Below are 23,254 nucleotides of genomic sequence, written 5' to 3' on the forward strand. Positions count from 1 at the left end.
GCTATAGTTGTGAGGGAAGGGTGCCCCCACGCAGCGGTTTCAATATTATCAAACCCCACAATTGCAATATCTTCAGGTACTTTTAACCCACGCTGTTCGCACATATTAATGGCGATCATCGCGGTAACGTCGTTGTAGGCGAAAATAGCATCAGGAGGCGTTGGAAGATTGAGTAGTTCGTTCATGGCATAAATCAGCGACTGCTCGGTATCAACCAAAGGAGACGCAATCACCTCATATTCAGGCGGCATAAGAATTTGTGCTTCATACAGCGCCTGACGATAGCCTTTTTCACGCTGGCGGATACTGTAATGGGAAAGTGTACTCGCCAGGAAGGCGATACGTTTTCGCCCAAGATTAAGCAGGTGTTGGGTCGCTAAATATCCCCCCTGAACATTATCCGGATTGACACAAGGCAAACCGGGTGACCATAAATCAACCAGTACCATCGGTAATTTCATTTGCGCGAGCGTGGCTATCAGCTGGGGCTCAAAGTAACCGGCGCAAATCAGAGCATCTGGATGATGCAGCAGCACCTGGTCATTTATGGCATCCTCCGGGCCAATTGCCAGAAAGCTCATCGCAATCCCTTTAGCGCGACAGTGATCTTCCACTCCCAGCAGTAATGAGGAGTAAAAGGGTAGTGCACGCGCAATATCATGCTGGCGATGCAACAAGAAAAGAACCCGTTTTATCTTGTCATTATGCAGCCGGGAAAAGTCGTATCCCTGTTGTTCAGCAATGGCCACAATACGCTGGCGAGTCTCTTCTTTCAGGCCTGGCTGCCCTTTTAACGCACGTGAAACTGCGCCGACGGAAACCCCACACGCCTGCGCAATATCTCTAATTCTTACTGGCTTAGTCATGCCTCTCCCATTTAATGTCCTGATGTACTGTGGTGCTCATTCGCATCTTCCTTGTTGCGCTGAAAAGACTGGGCCATTTGCCGCTGACCGAGCCATGCAGCACCTCGTACTCCACTGCTGTCACCGTATTTTGCTGCAATCAGCGGGGTGCAACAGCGTTTACCAAATATATACTCTGCCATACGTTGCTGTAGCGAGGGATAAAGCTCAGCAATATTTGAGACCCCGCCCCCTATAACGATGATATCCGGATCCAGCAGATTAACCACACCAGCTAAAGCCCGGGCCACTTGATCAAGATAGTTATCCCAACACCGTATCGCAGCCGTATCATTGGCCCTGACAAGCGAGATGATGTCAGGGACTTTACCCTGTTTACTATAATTTTGATGGTACTGGCGTTCAAGCCCGCTACCTGAAATAAAGGTTTCCAGACAATTATGCTGGCCACAATAACAGGGGGAGATAATGCCATCTTTTTGCGGATTGTAATGGGGAAGTGGGTTATGGCCCCATTCCCCACAGCAGGCATTTGGCCCGGTCAGTAAGTGCTGCCCAACCACGACACCACCTCCACAGCCAGTTCCCAGAATCACTCCAAAAACTACATGATGCCCAGCGCCATTCCCATCTATCGCTTCGGAAAGGGCAAAGCAGTTAGCGTCATTCGCGACGGCAACAAATTTTCCCAACAATTCAGCGATATCAGCCGCAAAAGGCTGCTGATTAATTACTTGAATATTTGAATTCTTAATCAGATTTGTTTGCGGATCCGGCGTGCCGGGCAAACCGATACCAATGCTCACAGGACCGGGAGCATGGCTTGCTGCTTCCTGAATAATGGTACGAATGCTTTGCAGGAAAGCCGGGTAGCTTGATTTACAGGTCGCATAACGTTGGCGCCAGATGATTGTTCCTTGCTCATCGAACAATACGGCTTCTACTTTAGTTCCACCAATATCCAGACCCAATCTATTTGTAGTTTTCATTAAGTTACCTGCCAGTTAGCGGTTTGATTACTAAAAATAACATTTTAAGGGTGTGGCGATCATTAACTGGAGCCTGTTGCTGCTCTTTTTGATGGTTTTTTGTGGTTGTAGTCACATTGCATGCCATTAAAACATAGAGAATATGATGCTTGTCACGCTTTAATAAACAGCAATCTTTGCAGGGCTATTGTTAGTCATTATGGTGAGTGAGGTTTGTTTACTAAAAATAACTAATGAGGTGTCTATGTCTTCGTCAGGAAACGGGATACAAAAACAGAACTACCTTTTATCAAGCCTGTGGTTTCTGTTTTTCTTTATCTGCTGGGGGGCTTGCTTTCCCTATTTATCTCTGTGGCTCACCGAAAGAATTGGTATCAACTCTGCTGAAGTAGGAATGGTCTATACCTGTATTGCAACTATCGCCGTTATCTTCCAGCCCGTTTTCGGCATTCTTGCCGACAAGTTGCATTTCCGTAAGCATTTGATGTGGATGCTGGTCATTCTGATGATTGCCTTCGCACCATGGTGGATTTGGGTATTTGCGCCACTGCTTAAAGTTAGTGCGGTAGCGGGGGCGATAGCTGGCGGGGTCTTTATTGGCCTCGCATTTGGTTGCGGCTGTGGGGTCTGTGAAGCTTACATTGATAAAGTCTCACGCCTTGATGGTTTTGAATTTGGCCGGGCGCGTATGTGGGGTGGAATTGGCGCGGCGGTAGGCACGTTTATTTCTGGTAAATTGTTTGTCATCAACCCTGATTACATCTTTATGATGGCCAGTGCCGCAGGTATTTGTCTGGCGTTGATTTTGCTGGTATTTCGTCCCGGTAGAAACTTTCTCGGTAATGTCAGTTCTGAACGTGCGAAAGTCAATAAAACCGATATCTTCGATCTGTTATGCACCAAAAGATTCTGGTTCCTGGTATTGTATATGGTCGGTGTCGGTGCGGTATACGAAACATACGATCAGCAATTTGCGGTTTACTACAGCACCTTTTTTGAAAACAAAGCACGCGGTGCAGAAGTCTTTGGGTACTTATATACCGCGCAGATCTTCCTTGATGCCATGACAATGTTTTTTGCCCCAGCCATTGTTAATCGTATTGGTCCGAAAAATGCTTTACTGTATTGCGGATTTATTATGACCTTCCGCATTATTGGTAGTGCAATGGCCAGCGGCCCAGTGCTGATTTCTACAATGAAATTGTTACATGGTTTTGAAAGTTCGATTCTTATTATTGCTACCCTGAAATATATCTCTACCAATTTCGACTGGAAATTATCTGCCACCGTTTACCTAATTGGTTTCCAGTTTGCTAAGCAGTTTAGCCAGATATTTATGAGTACCACTATTGGTGGCATGTATGACGTGCTGGGCTTTAAAGAGTCATACACCATTCTTGGCTTAGTTGCTCTGGCCTTTACGGTTATTTCAATCTTCACTTTATCGCGTAACCGGGTGCAACCCCTTATTGCTGCGCACTAATTTATATTGAGGTTTTCATGTCTGACTTATTGAGTATTGTTGAAAACGGTATCACTATGGTTTTCGACCTGGCACAGCGTGCCCGTTTATTACATTTTTCAACATTACCGTTCAATGCACAGAATATTACCAATAATACTGATGCACAATCACGATTTAATCTGGTAGAGGTCAATTTATCCGGGCTTGATAAGCCGCTGGAGCGCCACGGTGCCGGTTTTACCGCTACGGCTCCAGGTTATACATTACAGTTTGATTCCTATAATGATATCCGCAATGAACAGGGGCGTAAGCTGACCTTTCTGCTTAATGATACCGGCAGCGAAGTGAACCTCGAAGTGCATTATCAGTTTTATAGCGAACTGGCGATAATTCGCAGCTGGACCGTTATCACTAATAAAGGTAGTGAGCCACAGACCCTGGAGTATCTGTCAAGTTTTGTCCTGAATGGTATTGAAAAAGACAGTGCGGCAGAGTGGGAAAAAAACTTCTCATTATTAATTCCGCACAATAGCTGGACGAGAGAGCTGCAATGGCGGGAGTATAGCTTTGATGAGTTAGGGTTTACCCCTTGTATCCAGAAAGGGTTGCAGCGTTCTTCGAAACCACTGCATTTTTCTAATACCGGGGCATGGTCAACTAAAGAATATTTACCGATGGCTTATTTACATGATAGCCATACTGGTGCGGGGTTATTCTGGCAAATTGAAAATAATGGTTCGTGGCATTGGGAAATTGGTGACCAGGCCGACCATTTATATTTGCAGTTAGGTGGCCCGAACGAATTTTACAGCCACTGGTTTAAGCAATTAAACCCGGGTGAATCCTTTACTTCTGTTCCGGTGGCTATTGGGGTGACCGCGCAGGGGTTCGAGCATGCAATGGGCGTGTTGACGCAATACCGCCGCCGTATTCGCCGGGTTAATGAAGATAACCAGAAGCTCGGGGTTATCTTTAATGACTATATGAACTGCCTGTTTGGTGACCCGACAACCGAAAAGTTACTGCCATTAATTGATGCCGCCGCCGCAGCGGGTTCGGAATACTTCTGCATTGACTGTGGTTGGTATGACAAAGGCGAATGGTGGAATGGCGTTGGGCAATGGTTGCCCTCGGCAGAGCGTTTCCCGGAAGGGATTGAATACGTCATCAGCTATATTCGCAATAAAGGGATGATCCCGGGATTGTGGTTAGAGCTGGAGGTTATGGGCGTGAAGTCGCCAAAACTTGCTGAGACCGATGACAGCTGGTTCTTCATGCGCCATGGGAAAAGGGTCTTTGATCGCAGCCGCTATCAGCTGGATTTTAACAGTCCTGCTGTTATTGCCCATGCTAATGAAGTGATTGATCGCCTGGTGAATACTTATGGCGTGGGTTACATCAAGATGGATTACAACATCGAGCCGGGAATAGGGACTGAGCAGGGGGCAGATAGCGTTGGTGATGGATTACTGAAACATAACCGCGCTTATTTGCGCTGGCTAGATGAGGTCTTTACTCGTCATCCACAGCTGATTATTGAGAACTGTGGCAGCGGTGGATTGCGTATGGATTATGCGATGCTGAGTCGTTGTTCGATTCAGTCGACCAGCGATCAGGAAGATTATCTGAAATATGCCACGATTGCCGCCAATGCCCCGACCGCGGTGACGCCGGAGCAGGCGGCTATCTGGTCTTATCCAATGCGCGATGGCGATGAACAGGAAGTGATCTTTAATCAGGTATCGGCCATGCTATTGCGCATTCATCAGAGTGGTCATTTAGCGGAACTTTCTGAGGCTAATTTTGGCCAGGTTCAGGAAGCGATCGGTTTCTATAAAACGTTACGTAATAACATTAAACAGGCATTGCCTTTCTGGCCTCTGGGACTGTCACGCTTTTCGGATGAATGGGTCGCTTTGGGACTTGTCGCTCCCTGCGGTAAACGTCTTCTGGCGGTGTGGCACCGTGAAGGGGAACAGGCGGTTTGTACGCTACCTATTAGCGATCTGCTGGGAAAAGAAGTCGACATTAAGCAAGGCTACCCTACCACGATCGCGCATCATACTAGCTGGGACGGAGCGAGCGGGCAGATGGTGATAGCTATGCCAAATCGATCTGCGGCGATATTTGAAATCAATACGCTCGGCTAAAAATACGATCTTTGGAGATGTTCAGCGCGTGGGTATTTGGGCTGGTGCCAGAGGGATTTGTTGTTCCGGAGTGAGAAGAATTTTCATAATGAGCAGCATGATCCCTCTGATTCGCAATAGCGGGCATCTTCAACAACCACGGGTATAAGTTAATTAAAATAGCGCCATTCCTGACGATAATAATCGGATGGCGTTTCACTTATCTCCCTGATTTTCCAAATCCGGGGCCGATCTTCATACCTTTATTACTGGTATCGGAATATACGCTCTGCTTCGAAAATATAAGCAATCTCAGGCTGATGACAAACGCACGTGTTTCGCAAAACGAACATAGGCCATCAATAAAAAAGAAGGAAAAACTACGCTTTTTCCTTCTTTGTCAGCAACCTTAATCTCATATTTTAACGTAGCCGGGGAATAGTCAGTTGCCCCGTGAACATCGGGCTATGTTGCGCAATTCTGTGAGTCACCCGTAAAAATTAAAATCTCACCAAATAATCTTACCCCTAAAGAGGTATTCCAGATGCCTGAAATTGATTAAAGACAGTATTTTGCATATGGTTTTTTGCTACACATTGGGGCGAACAATGTCATGACAGTATTTGCGCGGTTGCTGTTACGGAAAACAATAAAAAGAACCGTCATTGCCCCCAATGGCGTAATCTGGATGGTATCTCTATGGCAAGGATAATATTAAGCGCTCCTCGTTCCCTCGGTCTGATGCTCCTTCTGTTGTTCATTTCTTCAGTTTACGCGCAACAAACGCCTTCACCAGCAAAGGCCGCCGCCATTGAAGCAAGGAATGAAACCTTTGCTCCTCAGCATCCTGACCAGTATCTTTCGTGGCAAGCGACCTCGGAACAATCAGCCCGTGAAGATGCGCTCGCGGATGACCCAAGGTTAGTGATTTTATGGGCGGGTTATCCTTTCTCCCGCGATTACAATAAACCACGCGGGCACGCATGGGCGTTAACCGACGTGCGTGAAACCCTGCGTACCGGTGCGCCAAAAACAGCAGAAGATGGGCCGCTGCCGATGGCTTGCTGGAGCTGTAAAAGCCCGGATGTGGCGCGTCTGATTCAGAAAGAGGGTGAAGAGGCTTACTTTCACGGTAAATGGGCGCGCGGCGGTCCTTTAATCGTTAATACCCTGGGCTGCGCCGATTGTCACAATACGGCATCAGACGATTTTGCCAAAGGGAAGCCCGCGCTGACGCTGTCCCGGCCTTATGCCCAACGCGCGATGGAAACCATCGGTAACCCATTCGAGAAGGCCAGTCGTTTTGACCAGCAGGCGATGGTCTGCGGTCAATGCCACGTGGAGTATTATTTTGACGGCAAGAACAAAGCCGTTAAATTCCCGTGGGACGAAGGGATGAAGGTCGAGAACATGGAGAAATACTATGATGCCATTGCCTTCTCTGACTGGACGAACGCGCTGTCTAAAACGCCGATGCTTAAAGCACAGCACCCTGAGTATGAAACCTGGAGTGCGGGGATCCACGGTAAGAACAACGTGACCTGCATCGACTGCCACATGCCGAAAGTGCAAAACGCCGCAGGCAAACTCTACACCAGCCATAAGATTGGCAATCCTTTCGACAACTTTGCCCAGACCTGTGCAGGCTGCCACACCCAGGATAAAGCCTTCCTGCAAAAAGTCGTCGCCGAGCGCAAACAGGCTATTCATGACCTGAAAATCAAGGTTGAGGATCAGCTGGTGCATGCCCACTTTGAAGCGAAAGCGGCGTGGGATGCAGGGGCAACAGAAGCTGAAATGCAGCCTGTCCTGGAAAATATTCGTCATGCGCAATGGCGCTGGGATCTGGCGATTGCCTCACACGGCATTCATATGCACGCCCCGGAGGAAGGCCTGCGTATGTTAGGCAGCGCGCTGGACAAAGCCGCAGAAAGCCGCACCAGGCTTATCCGTTTGCTGGCCACCAAAGACATCACTGACGAAATTCCGCTACCGGATATCTCTACGAAAGAGAAAGCGCAACGGGCCATTGGCCTGGATATGCAGCAAATTAACGCTGAGAAGCAGGATTTCCTGAAAACAGTGGTGCCGCAGTGGGATGAACAGGCGCGTCACAACGGTCTGTTAAGCCAATAACCCCTTTCCGCCTCGCAGGAGGCGGATAACGCAACGGAGTGATTATGAGCGTATTACGTTCGTTATTAACTGCTGGGGTGCTGGCATCAGGTTTGTTCTGGAGCCTGTGCGGAATAACCGCGACCCCCGCGCCGCAGGAATTGGATAAGCAATGGACAGTGACCTTGCAGCGCAGCCCGGATGCGGCTTGTCTGGACTGCCACAAGCCGAAGAGGGAAGGCATGCACGGTAAGCATGCTTCCGCTCTCAACCCAAACAATAAGCTGCCGGTTACCTGTACCCACTGCCATGGACAGCCTGCGCTAAAACATCGTGAAGGAGTGAAGGATGTGATGCGCTTTAACGACCCCATGTTCACGGTGGAGCAGCAAAACAGCGTGTGTATGTCCTGCCATTTGCCTGAAAAACTGCAAAAAGCATTCTGGCCTCATGATGTACACGTCGCCAAAGTGGCATGTGCCAGCTGCCATGCGCTGCACCCCCAACAGGACAAAATGCAGACGTTAAATGATAAAGGGCGGATTAAAATTTGCGTGGATTGCCATAGCGATCGGCGCACTAATCCGCACTTTAATCCGGCGTCTGTTCCTTTGTTTAAGGAGCAGCCATGAGTTGTTCTCGTCGCCAGTTTCTTACCCGCGTTGGCGCACTGGTGGCGGTTAGCGGAGCCGCCGGAGGGGTGCTGGCACAAACGCTGAATATCAACGGCGTACGCTATGGCATGATACATGATGAGACATTATGCATCGGCTGTAACGCCTGTATGGATGCGTGTCGGGAAGTGAATAACGTGCCGGAAGGCGTATCGCGTCTGACGATTATCCGCAGTGAGCCGCAGGGGAGCTTCCCCGATGTGAAATATCACTTCTTCCGTCACTCGTGCCAGCACTGCGATGATGCTCCCTGCGTGGATGTCTGCCCAACCGGCGCATCTTACCGGGATGCTGCGAATGGCATTGTGGATGTGAACCCCGATCTGTGCGTGGGTTGCCAGTACTGTATCGCTGCCTGCCCTTACCGTGTGCGCTTTATCCATCCGATCGGCAAGACCGCAGATAAATGTGATTTCTGCCGGAAAACTAACCTGAAAGCGGGTAAACAGCCCGCGTGTGTCGAGTCATGCCCGACGAAGGCGCTGACATTTGGCAATCTGGACGATCCCGACAGCAGTATCTCGCGCATGCTGCGCCAGAAAACCACCTATCGCTACAAGCTGGCACTCGGCACTAAACCGAAGGTCTACCGCGTTCCCTTTAAATTTGGGGAGGTGCACCAATGACGCGCGTTTCTGCATTCCATTTTGAATCGCTGGTGTGGGACTGGCCCATTGCTATCTACCTGTTTTTGATTGGTATCTCTGCCGGGTTAGTCACGCTGGCAATATTGCTGCGCCGTTACCACCCGGAAGCCGGAGGAGCGGACAGTACGCTGTTGCGCACGACGCTGGTATTGGGGCCGGGGACGATTATTCTCGGCCTGCTGATTCTGGTATTGCACCTGACGCGCCCGTGGACGTTCTGGAAGCTGATGATTCATTACAGCTTCACCTCGGTCATGTCGATGGGGGTGATGCTGTTCCAGCTCTATATGGTCGTGCTGGCCCTGTGGCTGGCAAAAATCTTTGAAAAAGAGCTTATTGCTTTGCAACAGCGCTGGCTGCCGCGCCTGGGCTTGGTATCGAAAATACTGGCGTGGTTAACGCCGTTCCAGCGGATGATTGAGACAGTGATGCTGGTGCTGGCGGTGCTGCTGGGGGCCTACACCGGTTTCCTGCTCTCGGCGCTGAAATCCTACCCATTCCTGAATAACCCGGTCCTGCCCGTGCTCTTTCTATTCTCCGGCGTTTCCTCTGGTGCGGCGGTGGCGCTGATGGCGCAGGCGCTACGTTATCGCAATCACTCCCAAACTATTGAGACGCACTTTATTCATCGCATAGAAACCCCGGTGATATGGCTGGAGATATTCCTGCTGGTGGCGTTCTTTGCCGGGCTGGCATTGGGTGACGACGGAAAAATGCGGGCGTTAGTTGCAGCGCTGGGAGGAGGGTTCTGGACATGGTGCTTCTGGCTGGGCGTGGTGGGTCTTGGCCTGATCCTGCCGATGTTGCTAAAACCCTGGGCGCATCGCCGCTCGGCGTTTCATGGTGTGCTGGTGGTTTGCGCTGCCAGTTTGGCTGGCGTATTGCTGCTGCGCTTTTTTATTCTTTATGCCGGGCAGCTAACCGTTGCCTAGGCCGGATTTAAGGTGATCTCTGAACCTACTTCTTCCTGAAGCCGGATTTCTGGCGCTGTTACTGAGCCTCGGGGTCAGCATTCTGGCCCCGGCTGCTACGCTGGCCGGCGTACAACAGCGTTGGCAGGGGATCATGCGCCTGGCTTCATATGGCACAGGGCTGCAGTTTGTATTGCTGCTGCTGGCCTTTGTGATTCTGACTGTGAGTTTTCTCACCGATGATTTCTCCGTGATTTACGTTGCGCAGCACAGCCACCGACAGTTGCCCTGGGGGCTTAAACTGGCAGCGGTATGGGGAGGACATGAGGGGTCGTTATTACTGTGGGTGCTGTTCCTTTCCGGCTGGAGTTCGCTATTTGCATGGCAATACCTTAACGAGCCCGATCTCCTGTACCCGCTAACGCTCTGTGTATTATTGATAATCACGGCGTTACTGCTGCTGTTTGTGGTGGTGTGGTCCGATCCTTTTGTCCGTATTTTCCCTCCCGCCATTGAAGGTCGCGATCTCAACCCGATGCTGCAACATTTAGGGCTTATTTTGCATCCGCCGCTGCTCTATCTGGGCTATGGTGGCCTGATGATAGCCGCGGGTGTGGCGTTAGCATCACTGTCAGAGCGCGGTTTCAGCGCAGCCAGCGCGTGGGTCTGCTGGCGCTGGGCATTGCCCGGATGGTGTGCTCTGACGCTGGGAATTATTCTCGGTTCCTGGTGGGCATACTGTGAGCTGGGGTGGGGGGGCTGGTGGTTCTGGGACCCGGTGGAAAATGCCTCGTTATTGCCGTGGCTTGCCGCCAGCGCCTTGCTTCATAGTCTGTATGCCTCCCGCCAGCGCGGGATCTTTCACCGCTGGTCATTACTGCTGGCTATCCTGACGCTTATTTTATCTCTGCTGGGTACCCTGATTGTACGCACCGGCATTGTGATTTCGGTGCATGCTTTTGCGCTTGATAACGTGCGTGCTGTTCCGCTGTTGGTACTTTTTGCAATAGTGAGCCTGGCCTCACTAAGCCTGTATGGCTGGCGGGTAGCGGAAAAGCCTGCCGCCGCTCGTTTTGGCTGCTGGTCGCGTGAAATGTTTCTTCTGGCGACGCTGATGCTTTTTGGCGCGCTACTGTTGATTGTGCTCATTGGCACACTTTACCCCATGATTTACGGCCTGTTAGGGTGGGGAAGGCTTTCGGTTGGAGCCCCCTATTTTAATCTGGCTACGCTGCCGTTTGGCTTATTGATGCTGGTAGTTATCGGGTTCTCGGCGGGGGGGTTCTGGAAAAACACGCCACGAGATACGCGGCATCGCTGGGCGTGGCCTTGCGCTATTGGGCTACTGGTGATTGCCTTGTGCTGGCCTACTGGCGCTCTATCTGCACTGGCTTGTGGGCTGGTGGCTGCGGCCATGTTGCGGCTCTGGTTGCAGCCAGTCTGCGCATTGCGCCGTCAGCTTCCGGCTTTGCTGGCGCATACTGGCGTACTGATTGTTGCGGCGGGGATTATTGTCTCAGGTTCCAGCCGGCAGGAAATCAGCCTTAATCTCAGCCCGGGCCAGCAGGTTGCTCTGGCGGGTTATGAATTCCGTTTTGAAGGGGTCGAGCTTGCCGCGGTAGAGAATTACACCACCGAGAAGGCGCATATTACGCTTTGGCAGAAAGGAAAGAGATTTGGCAGCCTTATGCCGGAGCGGCGTTTCTACTCCGCACGCCGCCAGCAGATGATGGAGCCCGGTATTCGCTGGAACTTGCTGCACGACTGGTATGCGGTATTGGGGGAAAAAACCGGAGCAGAACAGTATGCCGTCCGTCTTTATGTCCAGGCTGGCGTACGCTGGATATGGGCTGGGGCGGGTCTGATGATGGTGGGTGCATTACTGAGCGGCTGGCGGGGGAGAAAACGTCATGCGTAGCGGCATCATCCTCGCCAGTTTTTTACTTCTCGTGGCATCAGCTTATGCACAAGTGGTCGATGTATGGCACTTTTCCAGCCCTCAGGAGCAGGAGAAATCTCTGTTTATTGCCAGCCGGTTGCGTTGCCCGCAATGCCAGAACCAAAACTTACTGGAGTCGAATGCGCCTGTTGCCGTCAGCATGCGCCACCAGGTTTATACCATGGTGGCCGAAGGCAAAAATGAACAACAGATCGTTGCCTGGATGACGCAGCGTTACGGTGATTTTGTGCGCTATGATCCACCGCTTCGCTGGCAAACGCTGCTGTTATGGGCGCTGCCGTGTGTGCTGTTATTGCTTTCTGGCATCCTCTTATGGCGAGTCATTGCGCGCCAGCGTAGCGGGGAGGCTGGTGAATGAGCCTGCGTCTGATAAATGCAGGGTTATTGCGCCACGCTGAGGATCAGGCAAAACAGAGGCTGGCGGCAAATGAAGCCGATCAGCTGCGGCGCGAGCTGCAATACGATCTGGCCGCTCCTGTGACGCCAGATAAACCCTTGCAGCCACTTCCCGTGAAGCTGCTGCTGATGGCTGGTCTGTTGATGATTATTGCCTGTGCAGGCGTCTATCTGCTGACCCCGAAATGGCAGGCTTTGCGCCATGAGCAGCAGCGCGTTGCCGATCCTTTAGCGGCTTTTTATGATGAAAATACGCAGCAAAAACAATTAGTTGTTCTACAAGAAAAAATTCGCGCTAACCCAAATGATAGCGTGCTGTGGGCTTCACTTGGTGAATATTACCTCTACCAGAATGCTTACGATAAAGCCCTTGAGGCCTATCATCTGGCGCTGAGCCTGCGGGGCGAAAATGCTGAGTTGTATTCGGCGCTGGCTACCGTGTTGTATTACCAGGCGGGTCAATCAATGACCCTGGAAACCCGCAGCCTGCTTAACAAGGCGCTGGCACTGGATGAAAACGAAGTCACAGCGCTAATGTTGCTCGCATCTGAGGCATTTACGCAGGCGGATTACATACAGGCAGCCTCTTTATGGCAAAAATTGCTCGATTTAAATACGCAACGTGTGAACCGTGCGCAACTCATTGAGGCGATTAACATGGCGAAACTTTTGCAGCATCAACAGAAGTAGTTTGTCGTGGGCTGGAGGCAATATCTTATCTCAACCAGATCAATGCTGGTTTCCAGCTTTTGTGGATATGTTGTTAGCCGGAGCAAATATTCACGACATAAAGTGGGCGCAGACGCTTCAGGCTGGCTGGGCAGAAAACTCTGCCTTCGCATGGTCAACTGCTATGAGGCTGAATGGTTGGCGGCATCGCTGAAAAACCGTCGCTATGCTCCTTTATCCGGTCAGGAAAAGAGGTGTCAGGCATCAGTAAAAACACGGATTTCAAAACTCATCGATGGGCTATCGATGGGCTATCAGGAGAGCACTCCACTGAATGAATCGCTTCCGTCGGGTCCTGATGCGTCTGAAAAAAATCGAAAATACAGTAACGGATAGTGATAAATGCACATGTTTGGTGCTGGAGCCGATTGTATATATAAGATAGTATGATTTTCAGGCTGCCGAATCTAATCAGGTAGGTGATGCCGATAGCCGGAATATTTAATTACAATGAATAGCTAAAAAGGAAAGGGGCAGGGATATTTTATTTTTAATACGATAAAACACCAGGTAAATGCACCATATAAATAATTATTAAAGCACAATAATAGTCTATTTGTGTGAATCATAATCATCTTTATTACGTTAACAAATATAGCTATTTTAGTTGGTTGTGCATTAGTGGGGGCGGTTTTGAAACTTTGTCTAAAGCAAGTTTTCAGATGCTTATGTTTAAACTGCATGTTTTATAAATAATAGCGTACATAATATAAAAATATGAAGATAACTACAAATAAAGCAGTAACTATCTTAATGTTTATAATGCTTATTCCTTTTGTTTTTATTAGCGCTTGTGCTTTTTTTTATATAAAAAATATAACCACAAATACTTTTTTTGAAACAATGACAAGAGTGACTGAAAATACAGCGCAATCTTGTATAGAACAACAGTCAGATGAAATAAAACTGGTCCTTAAGTCATTATCTGAAAATCTTGATGATCATAATATAACTGAATTCACTTCTAATGAACGCACTGAGCTACATAAAATAATCCCATCAATTATAAATTCAACAATATTTTTTAAGGGTGCGCTAATTTCTAGCGTTGATGGTCATTACAAACTGTATCCGCAATCTATAAAAATTAATAATTTTCAGCCAAATAAAAAACAATGGCAGCCTTATTTAGGAATGAAAAGTGAGACTTTTTTTTCCAATCCGTATATACCAGTTGTTGGCAGTGATATTGATGAAAATAGCAACATGCTGATAACAGCAAGTACCAATGTCTTCGATGCTCAGTCAGAAATAAAAGGAAGTATAGTACTTAAACTTGATTTGAAAAAAATGAGCCGGATCTTACAAAGTAAGATAATACCTTATGGAGGTCATTTCAAAGTTGCTACCAGGAGCGGTAATGTAATCATGCATGCCAATGCTAATGAGATATTATCAACAAAGGTTCCTGCCTTATGGGTGAAGAACTCTACTGAACTGTATGGCAATTTCTATGATGCTGAGACTAAATCTATAATATTCTATCGCACCTACAATAATCCCGACTGGATAGCTTTTACTATTGTTAGTCAAGAATCCTACAATCATGCTATTTATTCTTCATATACTTTGTTATTTGCAGTTATAGCTACATGTATTGTTCTTTATTTGATTATTTTCCTGCTTCATCGGATTTATTTCAAACAATTACTAAGCATGCTATATATGAATGTTAATGGAGTTGAAATCTGTGATGAAAGGGCTACTTTTGAAAATATCTCTAGCAGCATTATCCAAAAGCAAAAAAAATTGGAATTTGCAGAAAATTTATCCATGATCGATGAGTTGACAAAATTAGGTACCAGAAGAAAGTTTAATACTGATATTCAAGAGCTTATAGAAAATGAAACATGCTTTTATCTTGCTATGATAGATCTGGATAATTTTAAGTTCATTAATGATAATTTTGGACATCAGACCGGTGACTCGGTATTAAAATATGTGAGCCAGTCAGGAGTTAGAGTTATTTCAAATGCAGGGCAGCTCTATCGATTTGGTGGTGAAGAAATAACGGTGCTGTTTACTATTCACAATTTTAAAGAGGTATATAAACTTCTGGATAAATGGCGTTCTGGTATTTTTGAGAAAAAGTGGCGAGAAGAAAATATCACGGTATCATTTAGTTGTGGAATAACCAAATGGAATAGTGGTGAAACATCTGATCAGATATTAGAAAAGGCGGATAAATTACTTTATAAAGCTAAGCGTGCAGGCAAAAACTGTATCATTAGTTCTGGGTATTGGTCATGATACGAAAGTATTAATGCCATAATGTTTTTATTTCGGGTTCTAACAATACCATTTACAATCAAAAAGTTTTGCGGCTTTACCGCCAGAATTAATCATTCCGTAAACAGGGAGTCGGGGCGTCTTATAGCTATTCAGGAAGACTACTCAACTAGCGGGTACTGGAAATCAGCGTATCCTGGGTCAGTTTACTACCCCTGGATTTGGTATTTTCAATCCGTGTGGAGAAAGCATATTTATAGCCATACGGGCATCTTTGAGGAACATTGATAGTCGAACTGGACGGAGGATACTATCAGAATGGTGCAATATCATTGAAATGATATGAATCTTGCCTGGTGTTTTTTTTAATTAATAGATTGATTTTAATGGTTTTTTAAGTGATGAGAGATGAGTTGATGGTGTCCCCTGCAGGAATCGAACCTGCAACTAGCCCTTAGGAGGGGCTCGTTATATCCATTTAACTAAGAGGACAAGCGGGCGTAGTATACCCGCTTTTCGTGCCGGGGTAAGGGGTTAACGGGTTGATTGCCTGAATCGTAACCAGTTTCTCCTTTACGCCTGCCGTTTTCCCTCTTTACCTTCTTGTTCACCGCCTTCCGCTTTGCGCTTTACTTTGGCTTTTGCCTCGGCTTTCTTCTTGTTGCTCATGTCATTACGAATTTGCGCGTGGCTGATAAGCGCGAAGATAAAGGTGCCGCCGCAGATATTGCCCGCAAGGGTGGGCAGGGCGAACGGCCAGAAAAATTCGCTCCAGTGAAGGGTGCCGTTAAAGACCAGATAAAGAATTTCAACTGAACCGACCACGATATGGGTTAAATCCCCCAGCGCGACCAGCCAGGTCATAATAACGATTACCACAATTTTTGCCGCCCCTGCGGATGGGAACATCCACACCATGGTGGCGATTATCCAGCCGGAAATAATGGCGTTGGCGAACATCTCACCCGGCGTGTTGTGCATCACATCCATGCCGATGGAAACGAAAGCGTTGCGTGTCTGTTCATCAAAAATCGGCATATATTCAAAAGCAAAGGCGGCAAGACCCGTGCCGATGATATTACCGAGCAGAACCAGGCCCCATAGGCGCATTAACAGCAGGAAATTGACCCCGTTAGGTTTTTGCATAATGGGCAGCACCGCCGTGAGGGTGTTCTCAGTGAACAGCTGTTGGCGCGCCATAATGACGATGATAAAACCGAAGGTGTAACCGAGGTTCTCGAGCAAAAAGCTGCCGGGTACGCCTTCAAGATTGACGTGAAAAACCCCTTTCGCCAGCAGCGATGCGCCCATCGATAAGCCCGCGGCAATGGCTGACCACAGCAACGCCATTGCATCGCGCTCCAGCTCTTTTTCACCGTCCTGACGGATATGCTCATGGATCGCCATCGCCCGCGACGGCAGGTTCTCCTCATCCACCTCTATCTGCTCCCCCTGGTCTTTCTCGTCGCTTTCGACCTCAATTTCATCGGTGGATTTGTCTATCTTTTCTTCTTTTATTTCACCCATTTTTCAGACCGCTCGCACATAAATGATTTCTTTAAGCGTAGCGGCTTTTTACCCGCTTCCCCGTTGCGCGGGCGAATTCGACTTAATTTTGATCTTATATGTGTGTATTACCTCTTTTGGAGTAGCGCTGAAGCCGCTGTCCGCCTGGAGCAAGCCGGTTGATGTGTTATGATTTTGCCTCCAGAGACAAGGAGCGACTCCTCAAATGCTTGATGCGATTAACCTTAGCTGCATACGTGATGACCGTGAGTTATTTCGCGGGCTGTCATTTACCGTCCTCCCCGGGGAAATGGTGCAGATCGCAGGTAAAAATGGCGCAGGCAAAACCTCTCTGTTACGGATTCTGGCGGGGCTTGCGCAGGCAGAGGAGGGAGAGGTCAAGTGGCAAGGGGAAGGCCTGCCCCGTATACGCTATCAGTATCATCAGGATTTGCTGTGGCTTGGGCACCAGGCTGGTATCAAAACCGTTCTTACCGCCTACGAAAACCTGCGTTTTTATCACCCGCACAGCGCGGAATCTCTACGTTGGCAAGCGCTTACTGAAGTTGGCCTGGCGGGTTTTGAAGATATTGCTGTTAATCAGCTTTCTGCCGGGCAGCAACGCCGTGTCGCGCTGGCTCGTTTATGGCTAAGCACCCAGAAACTCTGGATTCTGGATGAGCCCTTTACCGCCATTGACGCCACCGGCGTGACAAAACTTACCCGCAAACTCACGCAGCATACCGAAAATGGCGGCATGGTGATCCTCACCACGCACCAGCCGTTAGCGGTGGACAATGTGCGCCAGATTCACTTACAGGAGAAGCTGGCATGATGTGGCGAATTTTCCGGCATGAGCTGCGCGTGGTGTTTCGCCGAAGCGCGGAGATCGCCAACCCGCTGTGGTTTTTCCTTATCGTTATCACCTTGTTTCCGCTAGGAATCGGCCCGGAGCCGCAGCTGCTGGCACGTATTGCTCCAGGGGTAATTTGGGTGGCCGCGCTGCTGGCATCGTTGCTGGCGATGGACCGGCTGTTTCGTGATGATTTTCAGGATGGGACGCTGGAGCAACTGATGCTGTTGCCGATCCCTTTGCCAATGGTGGTGTTAGCGAAAGTGACCGCTCACTGGGTGGTCACCGGCCTGCCGCTGTTAATCCTGTCGCCGCTGGCGGCTTTGCTGTTGGGAATGGATTTTTACGGCTGGCAGGTGATGGCGTTAACGCTGCTGTTGGGAACGCCAACCCTGAGTTTCCTCGGCGCGCCTGGCGTGGGGTTGACCGTCGGGTTACGGCGCAATGGCGTGCTGTTAAGTTTGCTGGTCTTGCCGTTAACTATTCCATTGCTAATTTTTGCTACCGCAGCAATGGACGCGGCCTCGATGCAGCTTCCCGTTGATGGTTACCTGGCCATTCTTGGCGCCATGCTCGCGGGGTGCGCCACATTAAGTCCGTTCGCTACGGCCGCAGCACTGCGTGTCAGTGTGCAATAAGAATTTTGTCGGGAGTCGCCTGGTTTATCCGGGCGACATCCGAATCATTATGTTGGATCAACTTTAAAAACAGGCAGTTTTTGTAGAGTGGATCGGCGCAGCATATCCACCAAAGCAACCTTTTTGTGAGCAACGATTATGTGGAAATGGTTACATCAACTGGCTAAACCCGAGCGGCTTTATCGGCTTTGCGGGCGTTTGGTGCCGTGGTTTGCGCTTATCAGCGCAGCGTTACTGGTTGTCGGCTGCATCTGGGGCTTTGGTTTTGCGCCCGCCGACTATCAGCAGGGCCAGAGCTACCGGATTATGTATCTTCATGTCCCGGCGGCTATCTGGTCGATGGGGATCTACGGTTCGATGGCCGTGGCCGCTTTTATTGGCCTGGTCTGGCAAATGAAAATGTCGGACCTTGCCGCGGCGGCGATGGCACCGGTAGGGGCGGTGTTTACCTTTATCGCCCTGGTGACCGGTTCAGCCTGGGGCAAACCTATGTGGGGAACCTGGTGGGTTTGGGATGCGCGTCTGACTTCCGAACTGGTGCTGCTGTTTCTCTATATCGGTGCGATCGCCCTGTATAACGCCTTTGACGATCGCCGTCTTGCCGGGCGGGCGGCGGGCATTCTGGTGCTGGTCGGGGTGGTGAATTTGCCCATCATTCACTTCTCGGTGGAGTGGTGGAACACGCTGCACCAAGGGTCTACCAATATGCAGCAAAGCATCGACCCTTCCATGCGCACCCCGCTGCGTCTGACCATCTTCGGTTTCCTGACGCTCTTTATCACGCTGACGTTAATGCGTCTGCGTAACCTCATCTTGCTGCAGGAGCAGCGTCGTCCGTGGGTAACGGAGCTGGCGAATCAAGGGAGAAAGGCATGACCAGCGCTTTTTTAAACTGGGGTGATTTTTTTGCCATGGGGGGCTATGCGTTTTACGTCTGGCTTGCCGTCGCGCTGACCGTTATCCCATTACTGTTGCTGGTGGCGCATACTCGCCTGCAACGCCGCACTATTTTACATGCTGTCATGCGCCAACAGGCGCGGGAAAAACGGATCCTCGCAGCACAACAAGCAGAGGGAGCTGAATGAATACGCGTCGCAAAAATCGACTTTATCTGGCGCTGTCGGTGCTGGTGGGCCTGGGGTTGACCATCACCCTGGTGCTCTATGCATTGCGCAGCAATATTGACCTGTTCTATACGCCGAGTGAAATTCTCTATGGCAAAGGTGCCAGCCATCAGCTGCCGGAAGTGGGCCAGCGCCTGCGCGTGGGCGGCATGGTGCAACCGGGAAGCGTAAAGCGCGATAGCCAGACCCTGAAAGTGAATTTCAGACTTTATGATGCCAGCGGCGTGGTGGATGTCAGCTACGTCGGCATCTTGCCGGATCTTTTCCGTGAAGGGCAAGGGGTGGTGGCGCAGGGCGTGTTCGCTGCGGGCAATAAAATTGAAGCCAAAGAAGTGCTGGCAAAGCATGACGAAAATTACACGCCGCCGGAAATTAAAGCTGCGATGGATAAAAATCACCAGCGCGCTCCACAGGCCGATAAGGATAACGCCCTATGATGCCAGAAATTGGCAGTTTCTTACTTTGCCTGGCGCTGGGCTGGTCACTGTTGCTCAGTGTTTATCCGCTGTGGGGCGTGAAGCGCCATGACTCGCGGCTAATGGCTTCTGCTCGTCCGCTGGCCTGGGCGCTGTTTATCACGCTGTGCGCCAGTTTCCTGCTGCTGGTGAATGCTTTTGTGGTGAACGACTTCACGGTGCTGTATGTCGCCAGTAACTCCAACAGCGAGCTGCCGGTCTGGTATCGCGTTGCCGCGACCTGGGGGGCGCACGAAGGCTCATTGCTGCTGTGGGTCCTGTTGCTGAGCGCATGGACTTTTGCCGTGGCGCTGTTTAGCCGCGGTATGCCGCAGGAGGCGCTGGCACGCGTGCTGGCGGTGATGGGGATGATCAATTTCGGCTTTCTGCTGTTTATCATCTTCACTTCAGATCCGTTCACCCGCACTCTGCCGGACTTCCCTATCGAAGGGCGTGACCTGAACCCGCTGTTGCAGGATATCGGCCTGATATTCCACCCGCCGCTGTTGTATATGGGGTATGTCGGGTTCTCCGTGGCGTTTGCCTTCTCCATTGCGGCGCTGATGGCCGGGAAACTTGATACCGCCTGGGCGCGCTGGACTCGTCCCTGGACGCTAGCCGCCTGGTCATTTTTAACCATCGGCATTGTGCTGGGATCGGCCTGGGCTTATTACGAACTGGGCTGGGGTGGCTGGTGGTTCTGGGACCCGGTAGAAAACGCCTCGTTTATGCCATGGCTTGCGGGCACTGCATTAATCCACTCGCTGTCGGTAACAGAAAAGCGCGGCAGCTTTAAAGCCTGGACAGTGTTGCTGGCGATTACCGCATTCTCGCTTTGCCTGTTGGGCACCTTCCTGGTGCGCTCCGGCGTGCTGGTTTCGGTGCATTCATTTGCCTCAGATCCCGCGCGCGGCATGTTTATTCTCGCTTTCCTGGTGATGGTGATTGGCGGTTCGTTGCTGCTGTATGCGGTGCAGGGCAGCAAAGTGCGATCGCGCGTGGGGAACAGCTTATGGTCCCGGGAATCCTTTTTGCTCGGCAATAACGTGCTGTTGATTGCCGCCATGCTGGTGGTATTGCTGGGTACGTTGCTGCCGCTGGTCCACAAGCAGCTTGGGCTGGGCAGTATTTCTATCGGCGAGCCGTTCTTCAACACCATGTTTACCGCGCTGATGGCACCTTTTGCGCTGCTGCTTGGGATCGGGCCGCTGGTGCGCTGGCGTCGCGATGAACCACAAAAGTTAGTCAAAAGGCTGGGGGTGGCGCTGGGCATTACCGTGGCGCTGTCACTGATCCTGCCATGGCTGATGCAGGACCGTATCGAAGCGATGACGGTAGTTGGGCTGCTGATGGCGGTTTGGGTCTTCGTGCTGGCGCTGATGGAAGTTTATCAACGAGCGACAAATCGCCATGGCTTGCTTAAAGGTTTATGGAAACTGCCGCGCAGCCATTGGGGGATGGTGTTTGGCCATCTGGGGCTGGCGGTGACGGTTGTTGGCATCGCTTTTAGCCAGAATTACAGCATTGAGCGTGATGTGCGCATGAAAGCGGGCGACAGCATCGACATTCACCAGTACCACTTTGTCTTCCGTGACGTTCACGAGCTGACCGGCCCGAACTACCGTGGCGGCGTGGGCATTATCGAGGTGACGCGCAATGGCAAACATGAAGCCACGCTGCATGCCGAGAAGCGCTTCTACAACAGCAACCGCGCTATGATGACCGAAGCCGCGATTGACGGCGGCGTCACGCGCGATCTGTATGCCGCGCTCGGGGAAGAGCTGGACGACGGAAGCTGGGCGGTTCGCCTGTATTACAAACCATTCGTGCGCTGGATTTGGATTGGGGGGATCTTAATGACGATAGGCGGCCTGTTCTGCTTGTTTGATCCACGCTATCGCCAGCGTAAAAACGTGCCGGAGGCTGCATGAAGCGCAAAGTATTATTTATCCCGCTGGTGCTCTTTTTACTGCTGGCTACGATGCTGTTGTGGCAGCTGGCGCGTAATGCGCAGGGTGATGACCCGACCAATCTTGAATCGGCGCTGGTCGGGAAACCGGTGCCGCTGTTTCGTCTTGAGTCGCTGGAAAACCCCGGCACCATTTACGATCAGGCGGTTCTTACAGACGGCAAACCTTTGTTGCTTAATGTGTGGGCCACCTGGTGCCCTACCTGCCGCGCCGAGCATCAGTACCTTAATGGCTTGAAAGCACAGGGCGTACGCGTGGTAGGGATGAACTATAAAGACGACCGGCGTAAAGCAATTAACTGGCTGAATGAATTAGGCAATCCTTATGCGTTAAGCCTGTTTGATGGCAACGGCATGCTGGGATTAGATCTGGGCGTTTACGGCGCGCCGGAAACCTTCCTGATCGATGGGAAAGGGATCATTCGCTATCGTCATGCGGGCGATCTTAACGATCGCGTCTGGCAGCAAGAGATGAAACCGCTGTGGGATAAATATAACAAGGAGGCGGGGGCATGAAACGAGGATGGCTACTGATAGCCGCACTGCTGTTTTCGTTTAACGTGCTGGCGGCGATAGACACCTTTAAGTTCCAGGACGAAGCGCAGGAGCAGCAGTTCCGCCAGTTGACGGAGCAATTACGCTGTCCAAAATGCCAGAACAACAGCATCGCGGATTCGAATGCGATGATTGCTTCTGATATGCGTCTGAAAGTTTATGAGCTGATGCAGCAGGGTAAAACAAAGCAGCAGATTATTGACTATATGGTGCAGCGTTACGGTCACTTCGTGACCTATGAACCGCCGATGACGCCTGCCACCATTATTCTGTGGGTGTTGCCGGTGCTGTTTATTCTCGGCGGTGCGGGCGTGATTGTGCTGCGCAGCCGCAAGCGACGCGTGCATTTTAGTGACCAGCCTGAAGCTCATCAACATCAAACCGTTACCCGAAAAGCCCACTTCTGGTTTTTTGCACCCGGTGCGGCTCTCTTAGTGGCGGTGAGCGTGGGGGTGTATGTAAAAACCTCTGACTGGAGGCAGGTCCGGGCCTGGCAACAGGTGGCTAACCAGACGCCACAGCTATTACAACGGGCGTTAGACCCGCAGGCTGAGCCGCTGAATATGGCAGAAATGGCTAACCTCGGTCTGGGATTACGTACCCGCCTACAGCACGAGCCTGACAATATTGAGGGGTGGATGATGCTGGGGCGAATTGGTATGGTTCTGAATAATGCATCAACCGCTACACAAGCCTTTGCTCATGCGTATAAACTGGCTCCGACTAACGGTAACGTAAAGCTGGGCTATGCTGAAGTGTTGACCCGCAGCGGCGATCCGCAAGATAACCAGCTAGCCGGGGATCTTTTGCGCGAATTGCTCAGGACTGACCATACCAATGTCCGCGTCTTAAGCCTGCTGGCGTTTAACGCTTTTGAACAACAGCATTTCCGCGAAGCTATTGGGGCATGGCAAATCATGCTGAAACTCTTACCGGCAAACGACCAGCGCCGGGCTGTGGTGCAAAGAAGCATCGAGCAGGCACGGGCGGCGCAGGCTGGTACTGACGAAACTAAAGCCGAGCGCGAGCAATAATAACAGGGAG

Annotated in this window: 20 protein-coding genes, 1 tRNA gene and 2 pseudogenes; 19 read left to right on the plus strand and 4 right to left on the minus strand. The window is 50.4% G+C overall.

Annotated features, from left to right (window positions below; translation table 11 throughout):
- Together EHN07_RS05490 and EHN07_RS05495 are read right to left on the minus strand one after the other, a co-directional pair.
- On the minus strand, positions 1-866 hold an 866-nt coding region (locus EHN07_RS05490), incomplete at its 3' end, for a LacI family DNA-binding transcriptional regulator (protein WP_148085464.1).
- 11 nt (positions 867-877) lie between these two features.
- Positions 878-1,855, minus strand: coding sequence for an ROK family protein (locus EHN07_RS05495; protein ID WP_124023180.1), 978 nt, complete (start codon positions 1,853-1,855; stop codon positions 878-880).
- Positions 1,856-2,099: 244 nt separating this feature from the next.
- Between EHN07_RS05495 and EHN07_RS05500 the strand changes: the two genes are divergently transcribed.
- From EHN07_RS05500 to EHN07_RS05545, 10 genes are all read left to right on the plus strand, one after another.
- Entirely contained in the window at positions 2,100-3,338 is a 1,239-nt protein-coding gene (locus EHN07_RS05500; RefSeq protein WP_124023210.1) for an oligosaccharide MFS transporter, read from the plus strand.
- Between the two features lie 17 nt (positions 3,339-3,355).
- A complete protein-coding gene (locus tag EHN07_RS05505; protein ID WP_124023181.1) occupies positions 3,356-5,470 on the plus strand; it encodes a glycoside hydrolase family 36 protein in 2,115 nt (704 codons plus the stop codon).
- A 678-nt stretch (positions 5,471-6,148) separates the two neighbouring features.
- Positions 6,149-7,585, plus strand: a complete 1,437-nt coding sequence (gene nrfA, locus EHN07_RS05510) for an ammonia-forming nitrite reductase cytochrome c552 subunit (RefSeq protein WP_124023182.1) — start codon at positions 6,149-6,151, stop codon at positions 7,583-7,585.
- 44 nt (positions 7,586-7,629) lie between these two features.
- Positions 7,630-8,196 carry a cytochrome c nitrite reductase pentaheme subunit gene (gene nrfB, locus EHN07_RS05515; protein WP_124023183.1) on the plus strand — a complete coding sequence of 189 codons (567 nt, stop codon included), beginning with the start codon at positions 7,630-7,632 and terminating at the stop codon, positions 8,194-8,196.
- A complete protein-coding gene (nrfC, locus tag EHN07_RS05520; protein WP_124023184.1) occupies positions 8,193-8,864 on the plus strand; it encodes a cytochrome c nitrite reductase Fe-S protein in 672 nt (223 codons plus the stop codon). The genes nrfB and nrfC overlap by 4 nt, the downstream gene beginning before the upstream one ends.
- A complete protein-coding gene (gene nrfD / locus EHN07_RS05525; protein ID WP_124023185.1) occupies positions 8,861-9,817 on the plus strand; it encodes a cytochrome c nitrite reductase subunit NrfD in 957 nt (318 codons plus the stop codon). The genes nrfC and nrfD overlap by 4 nt, the downstream gene beginning before the upstream one ends.
- 19 nt (positions 9,818-9,836) lie before the next feature.
- Complete coding sequence (locus EHN07_RS20615) at positions 9,837-11,714, plus strand: heme lyase CcmF/NrfE family subunit (RefSeq protein WP_244202358.1); 1,878 nt, start codon at positions 9,837-9,839, stop codon at positions 11,712-11,714.
- Positions 11,707-12,114 carry a heme lyase NrfEFG subunit NrfF gene (gene nrfF / locus EHN07_RS05535; RefSeq protein WP_124023187.1) on the plus strand — a complete coding sequence of 136 codons (408 nt, stop codon included), beginning with the start codon at positions 11,707-11,709 and terminating at the stop codon, positions 12,112-12,114. The genes EHN07_RS20615 and nrfF overlap by 8 nt, the downstream gene beginning before the upstream one ends.
- Complete coding sequence (gene nrfG / locus EHN07_RS05540; protein ID WP_124023188.1) at positions 12,111-12,842, plus strand: heme lyase NrfEFG subunit NrfG; 732 nt, start codon at positions 12,111-12,113, stop codon at positions 12,840-12,842. Before nrfF ends, nrfG begins: the two co-directional genes overlap by 4 nt.
- A 756-nt stretch (positions 12,843-13,598) precedes the next feature.
- On the plus strand, positions 13,599-15,131 hold the full coding sequence (locus tag EHN07_RS05545) for a sensor domain-containing diguanylate cyclase (protein WP_124023189.1): 1,533 nt from the start codon (positions 13,599-13,601) through the stop codon (positions 15,129-15,131).
- Between the two features lie 396 nt (positions 15,132-15,527).
- Here EHN07_RS05545 and EHN07_RS05550 read toward each other — a convergent pair.
- Positions 15,528-15,602: transfer RNA gene (locus EHN07_RS05550), tRNA-Arg, on the minus strand.
- A gap of 81 nt (positions 15,603-15,683) precedes the next feature.
- Complete coding sequence (locus EHN07_RS05555; protein ID WP_124023211.1) at positions 15,684-16,628, minus strand: formate/nitrite transporter family protein; 945 nt, start codon at positions 16,626-16,628, stop codon at positions 15,684-15,686.
- 214 nt (positions 16,629-16,842) lie between these two features.
- Here EHN07_RS05555 and ccmA point away from each other — a divergent pair, with 214 nt between their 5' ends.
- From ccmA to EHN07_RS20845, 9 genes and pseudogenes are all read left to right on the plus strand, one after another.
- Complete coding sequence (ccmA, locus tag EHN07_RS05560) at positions 16,843-17,451, plus strand: cytochrome c biogenesis heme-transporting ATPase CcmA (protein ID WP_124023190.1); 609 nt, start codon at positions 16,843-16,845, stop codon at positions 17,449-17,451.
- Positions 17,448-18,107, plus strand: a complete 660-nt coding sequence (gene ccmB / locus EHN07_RS05565; protein ID WP_124023191.1) for a heme exporter protein CcmB — start codon at positions 17,448-17,450, stop codon at positions 18,105-18,107. The genes ccmA and ccmB overlap by 4 nt, the downstream gene beginning before the upstream one ends.
- A 138-nt stretch (positions 18,108-18,245) precedes the next feature.
- Positions 18,246-18,983, plus strand: coding sequence for a heme ABC transporter permease (locus tag EHN07_RS05570; RefSeq protein WP_124023192.1), 738 nt, complete (start codon positions 18,246-18,248; stop codon positions 18,981-18,983).
- Positions 18,980-19,192, plus strand: coding sequence for a heme exporter protein CcmD (gene ccmD, locus EHN07_RS05575; RefSeq protein ID WP_124023193.1), 213 nt, complete (start codon positions 18,980-18,982; stop codon positions 19,190-19,192). Before EHN07_RS05570 ends, ccmD begins: the two co-directional genes overlap by 4 nt.
- Positions 19,189-19,668 (plus strand): cytochrome c maturation protein CcmE, encoded by a 480-nt coding sequence (gene ccmE, locus EHN07_RS05580; RefSeq protein WP_124023194.1) that lies wholly within the window; start codon positions 19,189-19,191, stop codon positions 19,666-19,668. The genes ccmD and ccmE overlap by 4 nt, the downstream gene beginning before the upstream one ends.
- On the plus strand, positions 19,665-21,617 hold the full coding sequence (locus EHN07_RS05585) for a heme lyase CcmF/NrfE family subunit (RefSeq protein WP_124023195.1): 1,953 nt from the start codon (positions 19,665-19,667) through the stop codon (positions 21,615-21,617). The genes ccmE and EHN07_RS05585 overlap by 4 nt, the downstream gene beginning before the upstream one ends.
- A complete protein-coding gene (gene dsbE / locus EHN07_RS05590; protein WP_124023196.1) occupies positions 21,614-22,171 on the plus strand; it encodes a thiol:disulfide interchange protein DsbE in 558 nt (185 codons plus the stop codon). The genes EHN07_RS05585 and dsbE overlap by 4 nt, the downstream gene beginning before the upstream one ends.
- Positions 22,168-22,591 (plus strand): annotated as a pseudogene (locus EHN07_RS20840) (cytochrome c-type biogenesis protein); the annotation flags it as partial. The gene dsbE and the pseudogene EHN07_RS20840, both read left to right, overlap by 4 nt.
- A gap of 110 nt (positions 22,592-22,701) precedes the next feature.
- Positions 22,702-23,244 (plus strand): annotated as a pseudogene (locus tag EHN07_RS20845) (tetratricopeptide repeat protein); the annotation flags it as partial.
- Between the last annotated feature and the right edge of the window lie 10 nt (positions 23,245-23,254).

Source organism: Buttiauxella warmboldiae (assembly GCF_003818135.1).
Taxonomy (GTDB): domain Bacteria; phylum Pseudomonadota; class Gammaproteobacteria; order Enterobacterales; family Enterobacteriaceae; genus Buttiauxella; species Buttiauxella warmboldiae.

Excerpts from the sequence above, each read along its gene's own strand:
- EHN07_RS05505 (WP_124023181.1), top strand. The coding sequence starts at position 3,356 with ATGTCTGACTTATTGAGTATTGTTGAAAACGGTATCACTATGGTTTTC.
- EHN07_RS05585 (WP_124023195.1), top strand. The coding sequence starts at position 19,665 with ATGATGCCAGAAATTGGCAGTTTCTTACTTTGCCTGGCGCTGGGCTGG.
- EHN07_RS05495 (WP_124023180.1), bottom strand. The coding sequence starts at position 1,855 with ATGAAAACTACAAATAGATTGGGTCTGGATATTGGTGGAACTAAAGTA.
- nrfB (WP_124023183.1), top strand. The coding sequence starts at position 7,630 with ATGAGCGTATTACGTTCGTTATTAACTGCTGGGGTGCTGGCATCAGGT.
- nrfG (WP_124023188.1), top strand. The coding sequence starts at position 12,111 with ATGAGCCTGCGTCTGATAAATGCAGGGTTATTGCGCCACGCTGAGGAT.
- nrfF (WP_124023187.1), top strand. The coding sequence starts at position 11,707 with ATGCGTAGCGGCATCATCCTCGCCAGTTTTTTACTTCTCGTGGCATCA.
- ccmA (WP_124023190.1), top strand. The coding sequence starts at position 16,843 with ATGCTTGATGCGATTAACCTTAGCTGCATACGTGATGACCGTGAGTTA.
- ccmD (WP_124023193.1), top strand. The coding sequence starts at position 18,980 with ATGACCAGCGCTTTTTTAAACTGGGGTGATTTTTTTGCCATGGGGGGC.
- nrfA (WP_124023182.1), top strand. The coding sequence starts at position 6,149 with ATGGCAAGGATAATATTAAGCGCTCCTCGTTCCCTCGGTCTGATGCTC.
- ccmE (WP_124023194.1), top strand. The coding sequence starts at position 19,189 with ATGAATACGCGTCGCAAAAATCGACTTTATCTGGCGCTGTCGGTGCTG.
- nrfD (WP_124023185.1), top strand. The coding sequence starts at position 8,861 with ATGACGCGCGTTTCTGCATTCCATTTTGAATCGCTGGTGTGGGACTGG.
- EHN07_RS05545 (WP_124023189.1), top strand. The coding sequence starts at position 13,599 with ATGAAGATAACTACAAATAAAGCAGTAACTATCTTAATGTTTATAATG.
- ccmB (WP_124023191.1), top strand. The coding sequence starts at position 17,448 with ATGATGTGGCGAATTTTCCGGCATGAGCTGCGCGTGGTGTTTCGCCGA.
- EHN07_RS05500 (WP_124023210.1), top strand. The coding sequence starts at position 2,100 with ATGTCTTCGTCAGGAAACGGGATACAAAAACAGAACTACCTTTTATCA.
- dsbE (WP_124023196.1), top strand. The coding sequence starts at position 21,614 with ATGAAGCGCAAAGTATTATTTATCCCGCTGGTGCTCTTTTTACTGCTG.
- nrfC (WP_124023184.1), top strand. The coding sequence starts at position 8,193 with ATGAGTTGTTCTCGTCGCCAGTTTCTTACCCGCGTTGGCGCACTGGTG.
- EHN07_RS05570 (WP_124023192.1), top strand. The coding sequence starts at position 18,246 with ATGTGGAAATGGTTACATCAACTGGCTAAACCCGAGCGGCTTTATCGG.